Below are 16,224 nucleotides of genomic sequence, written 5' to 3' on the forward strand. Positions count from 1 at the left end.
ATCGCGCCCCAGGGCGCTCCTACAGGATTTGTCGTTGTGTGTCTCTCGGCGCTCGAACCTGCATCGTGTGCTACGCCACCACGGGTACACTTCGCCGATCTTCGCGCGGGAACACCCATGCAGTTTCGCTTTGCTTTATTCGCCCTGGGCCTGCTTGCCGGAACCGCGCAAGCGGCTGACGCCATCGTCGATGGCATCGTCTACGAAGAGCGCGATGGGCGTGCCGGGCGCAGCGCCGATGAGCCGGGCATCGCAGAGGTCACCGTCTCCGATGGTGAGCAGCTGGTGCGCACCGATGCGCAAGGCCGCTACCGCTTGCCGGTGCGCGATGGGCAGACCGTATTCGTGATCAAGCCGGGCGACCGCCGCTTCGTGCCGGCTGCGGACGGCTTGCCCGCGTTCTGGCGCCACTACGCACCGAGCGGCTCTGCCAAGCACAAATACGGGGGTATCGCCGCAACCGGCCGCAACACGCGCAACTGGGATTTCGCGCTGACCCCGCGCGCCAGTGCCGCGGCCGACGGCTTCCAGATGCTGGTGTTTGCCGACAGCCAGACCGCCAGCCTTGCCGACGTTGGCTACTACCAGCGCGACATCGTCGCACCGATCGTCGGCAAGACCGCCGCCAGGCTGGGTACCACGCTGGGCGATATCGTCAGCGACGATCTGAGCCTGTACCCGGCGTTGAACAAGGTCACCACGCAGTTGGGCGTGCCGTGGTTCCATGTGCCGGGCAATCACGATCTCAACTTCGATGCCGGCGGCGATGCGCAGTCGCTGGACAGCTGGCGTGCGGTCTACGGCCCGGACACCTATGCCGTGGAAGAGGCCAACGCCAGCTTCGTGTTTCTGGACGATGTGATCTATACGCCCGGCGCTAAGCCGGCGTATGTGGGCGGACTGCGCGAAGATCAATTCGTGTTCCTGCAGGCATATCTTGCGCAGTTGCCGCGCGAGCGCCTGCTGGTGCTGGGTATGCATATTCCATTGTTCGATGCAGCGCCAGGACAGGAAACCTTCCGGCATGCCGATCGCAGTCGCTTGTTTGCGCTGTTGAAGGAGTTTCCGCATGTACTGGTGCTCAGCGGACACAGCCATACCCAGCGTCAGGTCGATCACGGGGCCGACCAAGGCTGGCAGGGCGCCAAACCGTTGCACGAATACAACGTGGGCGCGGCCTGCGGTGCGTTCTGGTCGGGCGTCAAGGATGCCGACGGCATCCCCGATGCGACCATGAGCGACGGCACCCCCAATGGCTATGCGGTGCTGCAGGTGGCACCCAGCGGCGACTACACGCTGGCCTATCACGCCGCGCGCGCGGCCGACGATGCGCAGTTGCTGCTGCAGGCGCCCAAGGTACTGCGTAAGGGCGCGTATGCGGCGTGGGGCATCTACGCCAATGTGTTCATGGGCCGGGACGACACCGTGGTGGAGATGCGCATCGACAACGGCGCCTGGCAGCCGATGAAGCGGGTAGAGCGCGCCGATCCGCGCGTGCTGGCAGAGAACGTGCGCGACGATGCGGCCGATGCACTACGCGGTTACGACCGCTCGCCGGAGGCCACGCCGTCCACGCATCTCTGGCGCGGCGCATTGCCGACCACGCTGGAGGCGGGCGAACACACGGTCGAGGTCCGCGCAAATCTGCCGACCGGGCAGTACAGCGCCAGCACCGTGTATCGCCTGCAAACTGCCGAACCTTGAAGCAACGGCAGTGACCTGTTGTCTTGTTGATACCCGGCACCCGCGGCTGCGGTATCGCCGTCTTGAGGCGCCGCGTCGGCTGCAAAGCATCATCCTGACTGCCATACACACAAACGCCTCCACATGGGAGGCGTTTTGGGATCCGGGCTGGCAGGCGTTGGCGCGCTGGCGAAGATCGGTGCTGGCTGGCAAGTGCTGGCTGGCCGGGCGAGTGTAGCGATGCCGCGCCGGCGCTGACGAAATGAGAATTAGTCTCAGCAATTCGCTGCGGTTACCGACTGGATGCCGCAGCCCCAAGCGGCGGCTTGGACGATGCATCGGCGGCTGCGGCTGCCTGTGAGCGTGGCGTCTTATCCAACGCTGGGTCGCCGGGACTGGTGGTTGAACCGGCGTCCGGCTGCGTCTGGGCATCCGTCTCCAGCGGGGGATACGGATACGCAACCGCGGGCCCTGCATGCAGGCCGGCGCGCCAACGTGCCAGTACCGGCGCGATGCGTTTGCCCAGCGACTGCTGCGGCAACGACGGCAACTCGCCTTGCTGTTTCTCGCGTGCGGTGATGGCGGCCTTGGCAATGTCGAATGCGGCCAGCGGGTCGTCGCTCTGGTTCATCGCATCGATCAGCCACGCCTGCCCGAAATAGGTGGCACTGGAGGTGTTGCCGCAGCCGAACGAGGGCCGGTCGGCACGCGCAGCGGTGAGGATCAGCGTCTGAGGCGAGCGCAACGCGGGAATGAAGCCTCCCGAATAGCAGGTCGACAACACGATGATGCGATTGTCGATGCCGGCATCGTCCAGTGCCGCGCGCAGGTCCTGCGGGCTGATGAAGTCCTCTTCGTTCTGGTCCACCTGCACGTACAGACTGTGGTCTTCGGTCCCATGCGTGGTGACGAACAACAGCAGCGCGTCTTCCTTGCGATCCATGCGCTTGCCGATCGCGGCAAGCGTGTCGTACAGATTGTCGTAGGTTGCCAGCGGTGCGTACGGGTGGTCGCCCAGATTGTCCGGGTTGTTGACCAGGGTGACCACGTGCCCACGCGCAGCGAAGCGTTGCTCGAACAACTGCTTGAGGTAGAGCGTTTCGTTGCGGAACACATCGTCGCTGGCATCGCCGGCAAAGCCGACCACATACAGATCGGTGACGCCGGGGCGCTGCGGCTGCAGCGCTTTCAATGCTTGCGCAAGCGCGGCCTGATCGACCGGATCTACCTCGTCCTGGCGAGCTGCTGCCTGAGCCGGCAACGCAGCTCCGGCATCCGGATGGCAGCCGGCCACTAGCGCAACCACGACAATCAGTAGCGTGAGGCCTCGCAGCAAGGCATTTGATCCAGGAGGGAAATGCAGCGACATGAAGAATGCCGAGGTCCAGGAGAGACAGTGGCAGAGCAGCGTCCGAGCGCAGCGATCGCAGCACAGACCACCATCCCAGCAGATAGATGCCACGTCCGAGGCGCTAACGTACCAGCGGCTCACGCAGCGCCACAGATCGACCGCGCGCACCCGACGGTGCGCGCGGTCGGTCAACCGAGCGTGCTTAAAACACCAGTTGGCTGAAACTTTCCACACGCTGGTGGCTGCCGACATCGTCGGCCGAACGCGGCGTGGGGTAGTCCTCCAGGCGGTCCAGCAGCGCGGTGCGCATGCCGGCGCGCTTGGCGGCATGGAGCTCTTCGATCACGTCCGACAGGAACAGGATCTCCGGTGCCGGCACGCCGATGCGCTCGGCAATGCGGCGATAGCTGCCGCTTTCGCGCTTGGGGCCGACTTCGGTATCGAACCAGTCGGTCACCAGCCCGCTCAAGTCGCCAGCATCGCTATGCGCGAAAAACAGCTTCTGCGCCGGCACCGAGCCGGAGGAGTACACGTACAGCGGAATGCCCGCCGCGTGCCAGGCCTTGAGCTGGATCGCCGCATCGGCATAGATGTGTGCGGTGAAGTCGGCAGTCTTGTAGCCATCGCCCCAGATCAGGCCCTGCAAGGCCTTGAGCGCGGTGTGCTTGCGGTCCTCGTCGATCCAGGTCTGCAGCGTGGTGATCAGGACCTCGTCCGGCACGTCCTCGCCGATTTCATCGGCCACCTGGTTGAGCCAGTGGCGCACCTGCGGATGATTGCCGTGCTCGCGCACGTAGGCGGGCATGGCGCGGCGCGCATACGGGAACAAGACGTCCTTGACGAACGAAATGCTGCTGGTCGTACCTTCGATATCGGTGAGGATCGCTTGCGGTCGTGTCATCGTCAGCTGGCCTTGTGAGGTGTCTCGGGGGCGTAGCGGGGGAATTGTTTGGCGATTTCGGTGCCGGTGAAATGGCCGACCCAGCCGTCCGGCTCGGTGAAGAAGCGGATTGCCACGAAGTGCGGCTCCGGCCCCATGTCGAACCAATGCAAGGTGCTGTCGGGCACGGCAATCAGGTCGTCCTTGACACACTCGATCTCATAGACCTTGGCGTCCACGTGCAGCGTGAAAAGGCCCGAGCCTGCGACGAAGAAGCGTACTTCGTCTTCCTTGTGGAAATGCTCGTCCAGGAACTTGGCGCGCATTTCTTCGCGCTTGGGGTTGTCCGGGGCGATGCTCACCACGTCCACGGTCTTGAAGCCGCGCTCGGCGCTGATGCGGTCGATATCGGCGCGGTAGGCGGCCATCACCTGTTCGGTAGTTGCGCCCGGTTCGACCGGCTGGCTGGCGTGCCAGCGCTCGAAGGTGACGCCGATCTTGACCAGCTCGGCGGCGATCGCATCGCCGTCGCGGCTGTCGAATTCCGGGGTGGTCGGGTTGGTGTCGGCAAAGATACGCAGTCGGCTCATGGCGGTCTGGCTCACGAATGGGGGACGGGCGGTGCTCAGCGCGTGCCGCGCAATTTCAGCAGTTCGAGTTCGCAATGCAGCAGGAATTCGAACGCTTCCAGATGACGGCGTGCCTCGGCCATGTTGCGGCCCCAGGCATACAGGCCGTGTCCTTCGATGAGATACCCCCACATGCTCTGTTTGTCCAGCAAGGCGTCCACTTGCGCGGCCAGCACCTGCATGTCCTGGGTGTTGGCGAACACCGGCACGTCCACCGCGGTTTCGTGGGTGGTGTTGCCTTCGAAAGCCTTGAGCAGTTCGTAGCCTTCCAGGCGGATCACGCCGGTGCCGGCGTAGAGGCGCGAGGCAATCGTCTGCACCGGCGAGTGCGTATGCAGCACGCAGCCGATCTCCGGAAACCGGCGATACAGCTGGGTGTGCAGCAGGGTTTCGGCAGACGGGCGCAACGGGCGGCCAACGGCCAGGCCATCGAAATCCACCACCATGATGTCTTCTTCGACCAGGCGGCCCTTGTCGCGGCCGGAGACGGTGATGGCGGCGTGCTGTTCGTCCAGACGATGGGAGAAGTTGCTGCTGGTCGCGGGCGTCCAGCCGGCATGCGCCAGCTCGCGGATATTGGCGATCAACAACTGCGCCAGCTCGTGCAGACGTGCGGCGCTATAGGGCAGGGGGGCAGTGGTCGCATTCATGCAGCTATTCTACTGCCCCACCGGATTACGGTCAGGTGCAGCGCCGCAGGGTGTGTTGCTGCCACGCCTGGCCGGGGGCGGCAGGCAAGTCGCTGCGAGCGGCCGGCCAAGTGGTGAGTGCAACATCTTGTTGGTTTCAGTCAAAGCCAGGTTGGTCGAGCGCGCGGTGCCCTCACCGCTTGCATGACACGCCGTGAATCCGTCCCTGGAGGCTCGGTGGCGGCATCCATGCCGCCAACGGTCCCGCAACCGGTGAGGGCACCGCACCAGAGCGTTGGCCGGCGGTTCTATCAAAGCGGCTTGTGATGCGAAGGCGGTGCGGCTTCGCGTCTGGGTGCTACAAGCTGGCCGCGCCCAGTCATACAACCAGCGAACGTCGCCTGTCGCCTGCACTGATACACCGACCATCTCCACCGGTCCTTGCCCGCTCACCGTCGCGGGACCTTGAGCGGCATGGATGCCGCGTCAATGCCTACATGGACGTACTTGCGGCGCGTCCTGCGATGGTGGGCGGGCAAGGGCCCTGCAGCCAGGCAGCAGACCATCCGCCCTACAGCGAAGGCCCGGATCATCCCCTCTGCCACGAACGGCGCGCAATCGTTTTCCCAACCGCTTTCAGCCCACGCGGGTACTCAGCGGCCGTCGCGCAGGCGGCTGTGGCGATAGCCGTAGCCGAAGTAGATCACCAGCCCAACCAGCGTCCACAGGCCCATCAGCATCCAGTTGTGCAGGGTCATCGCCGACAGCAGCGCAAGGCAGCTCAACACGCCGGCGGTGCAGATCAGCCAGGCAGCCGGCATGCGGAACGGACGCGGCAGTTCCGGGTGGGTGCGGCGCAGGATCAGCACGCCGGCGCAGACCGCCGCAAAGGCGATCAGCGTGCCCATCGAGGTCAGCTCGCCCAGCACATCAAGCGGGAACACTGCTGCCAATAGAGCAATGCCGACACCGGTAATCACGGTATTGATGTGCGGGGTGCGGTACTTGGGATGGATGCGGGTAAAGATCGACGGCAGCAAGCCGTCGCGGGCTATGATCATGAAGATGCGCGGCTGCCCGATGATCATCACCAGCACCACCGACGATAGCCCGATCAAGGCGCCCACTTCCACGATCATGCGCAACCAGGCCAGCTGCGGATGCGCCGCCACCGCGGTCACCACCGGCTCGTCGGTGCCGAGCAAGGTGTACGGCACCAGCCCGGTCATTACCGCCGCCATGGCGATGTAGAGCACGGTGCAGATCACCAGCGACAGGATCATGCCGATCGGCAGATCGCGCTGCGGGCGGTGCGATTCCTGCGCCGCCACCGACACCGCTTCGAAGCCGATGTAGGCGAAGAACACCATCGCCGCACCGCGCAGCACGCCTTCCATGCCGTACTTGCCGGGGCCTTCGTTGGCCGGAATGAACGGGTGCCAGTTGGCGGTGTCCACGTATTTCCAGCCCACTGCGATCACCAGCAGGATCAGGCCGGTCTTGAGGATCACCATGGCCATGTTCATGGCCGAGGACTTGCGGATGCCGACATAGCAGAGCCAGGTGAGCAGCAGCACGATGCCGGCTGCCGGCAGGTTGGCGATTGCACCTGTGGGTTGCAGCTTGCCGTCCAGCGGCGCGCTGACGAACGCGGCCGGCAAGTGGATGCCGAAGTGTTCGAGCAGGCTCAAGAAATAGCCGGTCCAGCTGACCGCTACCGCCGAGGCGGACACGCCGTATTCCAGCACCAGCATCCAGCCGATGAACCACGCCGCCAGCTCGCCGAAGGTGGCATAGGTATAGGTGTAGGCGCTGCCGGAGACCGGCACCATCGCGGCGAATTCGGCGTAGGCCATCGCGCAGAACGCGCAGCACACTGCCGCGAGCACGAACGAGAGCATGATCGCTGGGCCGGCATGGTCGGCCGCAGCCTGGCCGGTGATGACGAAGATGCCGCCGCCGATCACTGCGCCGATCCCCAGGGCGGTCAGCCCCCAGGGGCCGAGCGCGCGTTGCAGGCCAAGCCCGTCGGCCGCCTCATGGCTGGCGTGTGGGTGTTTGGTGGCCCAAAGTTGTTTGAACATGAAGCGGTTCCGGCTTGGCGCTACGCGCGATCATTGAACGAGAAGACCGGCGCGGGGCGCCGGTCTTGAGAGGGTCAGGCCTTGCGGGCCAGCCGGCTGTGGCGAATGCCGTAACCGAAATAGATAAACAGACCGATCACGGTCCAACCCACGAACACCTTCCAGTGCTCCTGGAAGGCCTGGAAGAACAGGGCCAGACACGCAAGCGTACCCAAGGGGCAAATTACCATCGCCAGTGGTACCCGGAACGGGCGCTCCAGCTCGGGTTTGGTGAAACGCAGCACCATCACGCCGGCGCACACGGTGGCGAATGCGAGCAGGGTGCCCATCGACACCAGTTCGCCCAACACGCTGAGCGGAATCAACCCGGCGAGTGATGCGGCGACCACGCCGACGATCACAGTGCCGACATACGGCGTATGGAACTTCGGATGTACCTTGCCAAACAGTTTGGGCATCAGCCCATCCTTGGCCATGGTGTAGAAGATGCGTGGCTGGGCCATCAGCATCACCAGCACCACAGAGGACAGGCCAGCGATCGCACCGATCTCCACCGCAGTCTTCAGCCAGGTCAGTTGCGGATGCGCTTCCAGCGCCGTGGCCACCGGCTTGGCGGTGCCCAGCTGGGTGTAGGGCATCAATCCAGTCAACACTGCACAGACGATGATGTAGATGATGGTGCACACCGCCAGCGAGCCGAGGATGCCAATTGGCATGTTGCGCTGCGGATCCTTAGTCTCGCCAGCCGAGGTCGATACCGCATCGAAGCCGATGTAGGCGAAGAACACGATTGAGGCGGCACGGAACACGCCACTCCAGCCAAAGACGCCGGGGGCGGTATTTTCGGGGATGAAAGGATGCCAGTTAGCCGGGTCAACGTATGCCGCGCCGAAGCCGACAAACAGGCAAATGACTGCGATCTTGATCGCAACCACAATCGCGTTGATGAAGGCTGACTGGGTAATGCCGACGTAGCACAGCCCGCTCACTGCAGCCACAATGAGGACCGCAGGCAGGTTGAGGATGTTGCCAGAGGCGACAAATTCACCGTTGATCCAGGCGAGCGGGGCGTTGGTCAGCTCTGTCGGGAATGGAAGGCCCAGCGTTCCGGTGATGAAGCTGATCAGATAGGCCGACCAGGCCACCGCGACGCTTGACCCTGCAAACAGATACTCAAGTACCAGACACCAGCCAATGAACCAGGCGATGCCCTCGCCAAGTGTGGCGTAGGAATACGAGTAAGCGCTTCCAGAGACCGGCATCATCGCCGCGAATTCGGCGTAGCACAGGCCGGCAAACGTACAGGCGATGCCTGCGAAGACGAACGACAGCATCACCGCTGGCCCAGCATGGTTGGCAGCCGCCTGGCCGGTCATCACAAAGATGCCGGCGCCGATCACCGCGCCGATGCCGAGCATGATCAGGTGCTTGGCGGTGAGGGTCCGTTGCAGCGTGGCTTCGCCTTGCAGGCCACCTTCGACCGGTTCGCCGGCATCGACATGGCCAGCGGGCTCGATCGGTTTGACCCTCAACAGAGACTTCAGCATTCGGTACATCCCTAAGTGGCAAAGCTAAGGCGCGCGCGCCTGGGCGAAGGTGGTGCGCCGCATCCCGGTGGGACAGGCAAGCGGCCTACCTTGCCAAAGCTACACGCTCACGACAAGCACGTACGCAGCATGAATGGCGATAATGGCCGCTTGGCCGAAGGGCGACCGGAAACAAAACATGGTGGATGCAACCCTGCGGCAGCAACTGGCTGCCTATCGCGCACGCTGGCCGAACGAGGCCGAAGTAGCCGAGCAGTTCGCGCAACTGCTGGACGATGCCACCGATGCGTTCGTGCGCGAGCGTGTCGAAGGTCATTTCACCGGCTCGGCCTGGGTGGTCAGCGCTGACGGCACACGCACACTGCTGACCCATCACCGAAAGCTGCAGCGCTGGCTGCAGCTGGGTGGGCACGCCGACGGCGACCGCGACCTGGCGCAGGTGGCGTTACGCGAGGCGGAGGAGGAGTCCGGGCTCAGCGGCTTGCGGCTGGCGGATGCGGCGCTGTTCGATCTGGACCGTCACTGGATTCCGGCGCGCGGCGACGTGGCCGGGCATTGGCACTTTGATGCGCGTTACGTGGTGGTGGCCGGTGCGGACGAGGCGTTCGAGGTCAGCGAAGAGTCGCTGGCGCTGGCGTGGCGCCCGGTCGGCGAACTGCTGGCCGAGCCCGACCTCGATCCGTCGCTGCGGCGGATGGCGAAGAAGTGGATGGCGCAGTTGAGTTGATGAAAAGGCCAGATTTTCTGGGCGCTTCGCGCAGCTAAAGTGAGTGCGTTGCTCATAAAGCCCCTCTCCCGTCGGGAGAGGGGTTGGGGTGAGGGTACGGGGCGAAGCCTACGTGTACCTAAACTTCAATACGCTTCGCCCATACCCTCATCCGGCGCTGCGCGGTCCTTCTCCCGACGGAAGAAGGAATCGACTCAATACAAAATCCGCGTGCGCAATGTCCCTTCGATCAACGCCAGGCCTTCCTTCAGTGCGGTGGCCTGCGGCTCGCTGGCGCTGACATCGATCACCACATAGCCCACCTTGGGGTCGGTGCGCAGGAACTGGCCGTCGATGTTGACGTTGTGGCGCGAGAACAGCTCGTTGATCTTGGACAGCACGCCCGGCACGTTGCGGTGAATATGCAGCAGGCGCAGGCTGTCGGGATGCTCGGGCAGGGTGACTTCCGGGAAGTTCACTGCCGACAAGGTGCTGCCGTTGTCGCTGTAGCGCACCAGTTTTGCAGCGACTTCAATGCCGATATTGTCCTGCGCTTCCAGCGTGCTGCCGCCCACGTGCGGGGTGAGGATCACGTTGTCGTGCGCGGTCAGCGGCGATTCGAATGCATCGCCATTGCCCTTGGGCTCGATCGGGAACACGTCCACCGCCGCACCGCCGATGTGGCCGGAGGTGAGCGCTGCATCCAGCGCATCGATATCGATGACGGTGCCGCGCGAAGCGTTGATCAGATGCGCGCCGGGTTTCATGCGGGCGATTTCCGCCGCACCGATCATGTCCTTGGTGGACGGTGTTTCCGGTACGTGCAAGGTCACCACGTCCGCGCGCGCCAGCAGGTCGTCCAGATCGATCGCCGCGCGTGCATTGCCCAGCGACAGCTTGGTTTCGATGTCGTGGAAGATCACCTGCATGCCCAGCGATTCGGCCAGCACGCCGACCTGGGTGCCGATATGCCCGTAGCCGACGATGCCCAGCACCTTGCCGCGCGTTTCGTGGCTGCCGGTGGCCGATTTGGACCAGCCGCCGCGGTGGCATTGCGCATTCTTCTGCGGGATGCCGCGCAGGAGCAGGATCGCCTCGGCAATGACCAGTTCGGCCACGCTGCGGGTGTTGGAGTAGGGCGCATTGAACACCGGGATGCCGGCCAGTTCTGCCGCGTCCAGATCCACCTGGTTGGTGCCGATGCAGAAGCAACCCACCGCGATCAGGCGCTTGGCGTGCGCCAGTACCTCGGCGCTCAACTGGCTGCGCGATCGGATGCCCACGATATGCGCCTCGGCGATGCGCGCCTTGAGTTCGTCTTCCGGCAGCGATTTGGCGTGCAGCTCGATCTGCGAATAACCGGCGGCGCGGAATACATCCACGGCGGTCTGGCTGATGCCTTCCAGCAGCAGGACGCGGATGTCCTGCTTGGGAAACGAGGTTTTCTTCGGCGACATGGGGAGCGCAATGCAGCAATCGGGTCGGCAACTATGCCAGATGGGGTGTGCGATTGGGTGGCCGCAACGCTGTGTTTGCGCCGGCGAAGCCCTTGCGGCGTAACGGTTTCAGCTGAATCCAACGCTACCTCGGCAGCGCGTGCGGCGGCTGGACGGGGCAGGCTGGCGCTGGCACGCTGTGCGGTTCCTACTGCAACGCCGCGTGCCATGACCGATCCCCGCATCCTTTCGTTGCAACAGGCCGTGCCTGCGTTGCGTTTGAAGACCGAGCCGGCCGACCTGGAGCATTACGGCCGCGACTGGACGCGGCGCTGGACGCCGAATCCGCTCGCGATCGCCTTGCCCGGCACGGTGGAGGAAGTGCAGGCGGTCATGCGTTGGGCAAACGCGCAGGGCGTGGCGGTGGTGCCGTCGGGCGGGCGCACCGGCTTGTCCGGCGGCGCAGTGGCCGCCAACGGCGAGCTGGTGCTGAGCCTGGAGCGGTTGAACAAGCCGCTGGCGTTCAACGCGGTGGATCGCACGCTCACCGTGCAGGCCGGCATGCCGCTGGAAGCGGTGCACAACGCCGCGCGCGAGCATGGCTTGGTGTATCCGGTGGATTTCGCGGCACGTGGGTCGTGCTCGATCGGCGGCAATATCGCCACCAACGCCGGCGGCATCCGGGTGATCCGCTACGGCAATACGCGCGAATGGGTGGCCGGGTTGAAGGTGGTCAGCGGCGGCGGCGAGCTGCTCGAACTCAACAATGCGCTGGTGAAAAATTCCAGCGGCTACGACTTCCGTCATCTGATGATCGGCTCCGAGGGCACGCTTGGCATCGTCGTCGAAGCCACGCTGCGGTTGACCGACCCGCCGCCGCCCAGCAATGTGATGCTGCTGGCGCTGCCCTCGTTCGAGGTGTTGATGCAGGTATTCGCCGCGTTTCGCGCGCAGCTGCGCCTGGAAGCGTTCGAATTCTTCACCGATCGCGCGCTGGAACACGTGCTTGCGCATGGCGCGCAGGCGCCATTCGCCGAGGTTCACCCGTATTACGTGGTCACCGAATTTGCCGCAGGCGACCAGGCGCAGGAGGCCGCGGCGATGGCCGCCTTCGAAACCTGCATGGAGCAGGGCTGGGTCAGCGATGGCGTGATCAGCCAGAGCGATGCGCAGGCCGCGCAGCTGTGGCGGTTGCGCGAAGGCATCACCGAAGCGCTGGCGCGCTACACGCCGTACAAGAACGATGTGTCGGTGCGCATTTCGGCGATGCCGGCGTTTCTGGCCGAAACCCAGGCCTTGCTCAGCGCCGCGTATCCACACTTCGATGTGGTGTGGTTCGGGCATATCGGCGACGGCAATCTGCACATCAACGTGCTCAAACCCGACGCCACCAGCCAGGCCGATTTCGTTGCGGCCTGCGATCAGGTCACCAAATTGCTGGCGCAGGCCCTGCAGCGTTTCGACGGCAGTATTTCCGCCGAACACGGCATCGGTCTGGTCAAGAAGGCTTACTTGTGGAGTACGCGCTCTGCCGAGGAAATCGCCTTGATGCGCGGCATCAAACATGTGCTCGATCCTCATCTTTTGCTGAATCCCGGCAAGCTGTTCGAGATGGGAGGCGCGCCTGTTGCCACGCCTGCCGGTTAGTCTTCCATCACCTTCACACGGAATAGATCAACCCATGATGCGCTCCCTCGTGTTTTGCGCCTTGACGCTGCTGCCGCTGGCAGCGTTTGCCTCCAGCCTGGCTGGCACCTCGGCCGGTGCCTCGTCGGCTGGTTCGTCCAATTCCTCCGGCAGCAGTTCCGGCGACGACAAGGTGGTGGCGGACGCGCGCGAAGATGCGGCCGGTTTCGTTGCCAGCGATGGCGTCATCCGCGGCGCGCGCCTGGAAGCGGCATTGCTGCAGTTGCGTAGCCGTAGCGATGCGGCGCGGCTGTCCAGCGACCTGGAATTGGCGCAGTCCATCCTGGCCCAGTGAGTCTGCGCCGGCGGTGCGGTTGGCTGTTGCTGGCCGCCTCGATCGCACCGCAGGCGCAGGCCGAATTGCTGGTCGACCTTGTTCCGTCGGACTTGCCGCCGGCGCAGATGGAAGCAAGCAATGCCCTGGTGCAGCACGTGGCACAGCGGCTGCCGCAGGGCTGGACGCAGCGGCTTGGCGCACCGATCCAGCTGCAATGGCGCAGCGATCTGCCGGCGCAGGTGCATGGCCGTGCCATCGGCAATCGCATCCTGCTCGATCGCGCCTTGCTGCAGGCATGGAGCGCGCAGCCCGAAGAAGCACGTGGCGACAGCAATGCGCCGGCCACGCGTGCGGCGATGGCCGCGCTGATACACGAACTGGCGCATGTGCTCGATCGCAGCGCAAACAGCGCGTTGTCGCGCGATCCACGCCTGCGCGATCTTGCCGGCTGGCAGGTGCGGCCGTGGCGGGTGGGGCGTGGCGCAAATCAGTTCAGCGACCGCAGCCCGGACGACTACGAGCGCCGCAGCCCGGCCGAGTTCGTGGCGGTCAATCTCGAGCATTACGTCCTGGACGCCGACTACGCTTGCCGGCGCCCCGCGCTGGCGGCCTGGTTTGCGCAGCGCATTGGTAAGCCGCACGGTGTTGTGCCGTGCGAAAACACGCTGCCGTATCTGCAAGCCGACAACGATGCCGGTGCGATGTCGTTGTTGCGCCTGGACCCGGCGCGCGTGTACGCGGTGGACTATCTGCTTGCCGAGGGCAATCAGCAGCCGATGAGCCGCTGGGGCCACAGCATGTTGCGGCTGGTGATCTGCGCCCCCGGCCGCGTGCCCGGGCCCGCATGCCGGCTGGATCTGCAGTACCACCGCGTGCTCTCGTTTCGTGCCTTCGTCGGCGATGTGCAGATTTCCAGCTGGCGTGGGCTCACCGGCTCGTACCCGTCGCGCTTGTTCGTGTTGCCGTTGAATCAGGTCGTGGACGAATACACCAAGGTGGAACTGCGCGCCTTGTCGTCGGTGCCGCTGACCCTGACGCCTGACGAGATCGCCGGGCTGCTGACGCGTGCCGCGCAAGTGCACTGGAGTTACGACGGGCGCTATTACTTCATCGGCAACAACTGCGCGGTGGAAACCTACAAGCTGCTGCATGACGGCGTACCACGCCTGGCTGCGGCCAATCTCTCATCGATCACGCCGCGCGGCGTGCGCCAGCGCCTGCAGCGCGCTGGCATCGCCAACACGCAGGTGCTGGACGATCCTGCACAGGCGATCCGGCAGGGCTATTACTTCGAATCGGCCGCTGCGCATTACCAGGCGATGTTCGATGTGCTTCGGCGCGGCGTCCCGGTGCCGCAAACAAGTCTCGCGCAGTGGCTGGATGCTGCGCCTGGCGCACGCGCACAGTGGCTGGAACGTGGTGGTCTGCGCGAAACCGCAGCAGCCTTGTTGCTGGAACAGGCGGCATTGCGCCGTCAGGAGTTACTGGCGCGCGATGCACTCAAACGCCTGCTGCAGGCGGGCATGGCCGGGCGCGAAACAGTGCAGGGGCAGCTGCAGTCGCTGTTCGCGCGCGAAGCGCAACTCAGTCATCCGGCCATCCTGTTGGGGAGCACTGGATACGGCTTGCCGCAGGCAGGTGAGCAGCAGCAATTGAGCGCGCGCGTGGCGCAGGACAGCGAGGTGCTGGTCGGTGGCTGGAAACAGCTGCAGCTGGCTGGACGCCGGCAATTGCCGGCTAACCTGCGCGATGGATTGGAGCAGGGCGAAGCGAACGTGGCACGTTTGCGTGCGCGCCTGCGTGTGCTTGCGCGCGGCGATGCGGCCGTCGACCAAGCGCAGTCGGAGATGGATGCCCCTTTTCAAGTGCAATAGCGAAGTGGGCTACGTGAAGAGGTGCGCAGTACGAGCCCCTCTCCCCGGGGCGGGAAGGCACGGCACGCGCGCCAGTGGCGCGCGTGCCGTGGACCGCCCGCGTCGCAAGCGCGGGCCGGGGCGCGGAGGTGCGTATAGTGCGTGAAGCCGTCGGTGATTCACCTCTGACGATGCGTGGCGACGCGTTTATCATCGCGGCCACTGCCAATTCCCTGCGGCGCCCCTCATCCGGCGCTGCGCGCCACCTTCTCCCCCATAAAGGAGGACAATGTCCCGTGGGGAGAAGGGATGCACCGGCACACCTCAGTAAGCAGTCCGAGCCCCTCATCCGCCCCTGCAGAGCAGCTTCTCTCCCATAAGGAGGACAATGTCCCGAGGGGAGAAAAGATACCTCAGCCGGCTGGTTGCAGATCCGCTTGTGCCGAATACTGGCGCAGCCATTCGCTGATATGCGCGTCGTTGCGGTATTGCTGCATCAACTTGGCAAGCCGTGCCGGCGCCGGTGTGCACAATTGCGCCACGGCGACTTCGATTTCATGGTGGCGGTCGGCGTCGTACGGTTCTTCGCCGGCGAAGTGCTCGCAGGTGTCGTAGTCGTCCACCAGTTTGCGCACATCCTCCGGCATGCCGCACAGGCCTGCCGGATGCTGCAGCCATTCGTCTTCCACCTTGGGATCGGTGCAGGTCACCGGTGCGGCCGTTGCGGCCGGTGTCGGTGCCGGTGGCGCGGTGCAGGCAGCCAGAGCGCCCAAGGTCATGGCAACGGCACACCAACGCATCAGTCGGCGCGGCCGGCAAATTCGCCGGTGGTGGTATTGACCAGCACGCGTTCGCCGTTGGTGATGTACTCGGGCACCATGATTTCCATGCCGGTGTCGAGCTTGGCTGGCTTGGGCCGCTTGGTGGCGGTGCCGCCCTTCAATTCCGGCGGAGTTTCCACCACTTCCAGCGTCACCGTCTGCGGCAGCTGCACGGCCACCGGCTGGTCGTCGATCACCTGCACGTAGATGCCGGTCAGGCCATCGGTGATGTAGCCGGCATCGGTGCCGATCACATCCGCGTCCAGCGTGTACGGGGTGAAGTCCTCGTCGTCCATGAACACGAACGCCTCGCCGTCCTTGTACGAAAACGTGGACAGACGACGCAGCAGCTCCACTTCCGGCAGGTTGTCGTCGGCATCGAAGCTGGCGTCGGTTTTCACTCCGCCCGGCACGCTGTACATGATGAAGCGGAAGCGCACGTTGCCGCCGCGGCCCTGCGGCGAGCTGCGTTCGATGTCGCGGATCTGGTAAATGCCGCCGTTGTATTCGACGACGTTGCCTTTCTTGATGTCGTTAGCTTTCATGGGAATCGGGAGTTGGGAATAGGGAATCGAAAAAGCCGGGGCCGGGGCACTGAGAGTAGGGCGTCGTTACGATTCCCCATTCCCGATCCCCCATTCC

At 64.6% G+C, this 16,224-nt stretch carries 14 protein-coding genes; 5 read left to right on the forward strand and 9 right to left on the reverse strand.

Features of this window, described 5'->3' with window-relative positions:
- Window positions 1-117: 117 nt before the first annotated feature.
- On the forward strand, window positions 118-1,704 hold the full coding sequence (locus M3O59_RS09330) for a calcineurin-like phosphoesterase C-terminal domain-containing protein (protein WP_116905477.1): 1,587 nt from the start codon (window positions 118-120) through the stop codon (window positions 1,702-1,704).
- 271 nt (window positions 1,705-1,975) lie between these two features.
- Here M3O59_RS09330 and M3O59_RS09335 read toward each other — a convergent pair whose 3' ends face one another.
- The 6 genes from M3O59_RS09335 to M3O59_RS09360 all read right to left on the reverse strand — a co-directional run bounded on the left by M3O59_RS09335 (window position 1,976) and on the right by M3O59_RS09360 (window position 8,803).
- The gene (locus M3O59_RS09335) at window positions 1,976-3,052 is read right to left on the reverse strand and encodes a C13 family peptidase (RefSeq protein ID WP_116905478.1); all 1,077 of its coding nucleotides are present in this window, start codon (window positions 3,050-3,052) and stop codon (window positions 1,976-1,978) included.
- Between the two features lie 184 nt (window positions 3,053-3,236).
- Complete coding sequence (mtnC, locus tag M3O59_RS09340; protein WP_116905479.1) at window positions 3,237-3,935, reverse strand: acireductone synthase; 699 nt, start codon at window positions 3,933-3,935, stop codon at window positions 3,237-3,239.
- Between the two features lie 2 nt (window positions 3,936-3,937).
- Window positions 3,938-4,504: a 1,2-dihydroxy-3-keto-5-methylthiopentene dioxygenase gene (locus tag M3O59_RS09345; protein WP_064634973.1), complete on the reverse strand. Its 567-nt coding sequence runs from the start codon at window positions 4,502-4,504 to the stop codon at window positions 3,938-3,940.
- Between the two features lie 35 nt (window positions 4,505-4,539).
- Window positions 4,540-5,193, reverse strand: coding sequence for a methylthioribulose 1-phosphate dehydratase (locus tag M3O59_RS09350; RefSeq protein WP_064634972.1), 654 nt, complete (start codon window positions 5,191-5,193; stop codon window positions 4,540-4,542).
- Between the two features lie 632 nt (window positions 5,194-5,825).
- The gene (locus M3O59_RS09355) at window positions 5,826-7,256 is read right to left on the reverse strand and encodes an amino acid permease (RefSeq protein WP_116905481.1); all 1,431 of its coding nucleotides are present in this window, start codon (window positions 7,254-7,256) and stop codon (window positions 5,826-5,828) included.
- 74 nt (window positions 7,257-7,330) lie between these two features.
- Entirely contained in the window at window positions 7,331-8,803 is a 1,473-nt protein-coding gene (locus M3O59_RS09360) for an amino acid permease (protein WP_181920501.1), read from the reverse strand.
- 142 nt (window positions 8,804-8,945) lie between these two features.
- Between M3O59_RS09360 and M3O59_RS09365 the strand changes: the two genes are divergently transcribed.
- Complete coding sequence (locus tag M3O59_RS09365; protein ID WP_064634969.1) at window positions 8,946-9,530, forward strand: NUDIX hydrolase; 585 nt, start codon at window positions 8,946-8,948, stop codon at window positions 9,528-9,530.
- Window positions 9,531-9,724: 194 nt separating this feature from the next.
- On the opposite strand, the gene serA is transcribed toward M3O59_RS09365, so the two are convergent.
- On the reverse strand, window positions 9,725-10,966 hold the full coding sequence (gene serA / locus M3O59_RS09370; RefSeq protein WP_116905483.1) for a phosphoglycerate dehydrogenase: 1,242 nt from the start codon (window positions 10,964-10,966) through the stop codon (window positions 9,725-9,727).
- A gap of 207 nt (window positions 10,967-11,173) precedes the next feature.
- Here serA and M3O59_RS09375 point away from each other — a divergent pair, with 207 nt between their 5' ends.
- Genes M3O59_RS09375 through M3O59_RS09385 form a run of 3 tightly spaced genes read left to right on the forward strand, consistent with a single transcriptional unit; the run spans window position 11,174 to window position 14,782 of the window.
- Window positions 11,174-12,592: an FAD-binding oxidoreductase gene (locus M3O59_RS09375; protein ID WP_249046907.1), complete on the forward strand. Its 1,419-nt coding sequence runs from the start codon at window positions 11,174-11,176 to the stop codon at window positions 12,590-12,592.
- A 34-nt stretch (window positions 12,593-12,626) separates the two neighbouring features.
- Window positions 12,627-12,926 carry a DUF2388 domain-containing protein gene (locus M3O59_RS09380; RefSeq protein ID WP_064634966.1) on the forward strand — a complete coding sequence of 100 codons (300 nt, stop codon included), beginning with the start codon at window positions 12,627-12,629 and terminating at the stop codon, window positions 12,924-12,926.
- Window positions 12,923-14,782, forward strand: a complete 1,860-nt coding sequence (locus M3O59_RS09385; RefSeq protein WP_064634965.1) for a DUF7844 domain-containing protein — start codon at window positions 12,923-12,925, stop codon at window positions 14,780-14,782. The genes M3O59_RS09380 and M3O59_RS09385 overlap by 4 nt, the downstream gene beginning before the upstream one ends.
- Window positions 14,783-15,174: 392 nt before the next feature.
- Here the strand turns inward: M3O59_RS09385 and M3O59_RS09390 are convergent, their stop codons facing one another.
- Together M3O59_RS09390 and yeiP are read right to left on the reverse strand one after the other, a co-directional pair.
- Complete coding sequence (locus tag M3O59_RS09390; RefSeq protein ID WP_181920502.1) at window positions 15,175-15,561, reverse strand: hypothetical protein; 387 nt, start codon at window positions 15,559-15,561, stop codon at window positions 15,175-15,177.
- Window positions 15,561-16,127: an elongation factor P-like protein YeiP gene (yeiP, locus tag M3O59_RS09395; RefSeq protein ID WP_064634963.1), complete on the reverse strand. Its 567-nt coding sequence runs from the start codon at window positions 16,125-16,127 to the stop codon at window positions 15,561-15,563. The genes M3O59_RS09390 and yeiP overlap by 1 nt, the downstream gene beginning before the upstream one ends.
- Window positions 16,128-16,224 lie beyond the last annotated feature (97 nt).

Origin of the sequence: Xanthomonas nasturtii (genome assembly GCF_023337365.3) — a bacterium.
GTDB lineage: Bacteria > Pseudomonadota > Gammaproteobacteria > Xanthomonadales > Xanthomonadaceae > Xanthomonas > Xanthomonas nasturtii.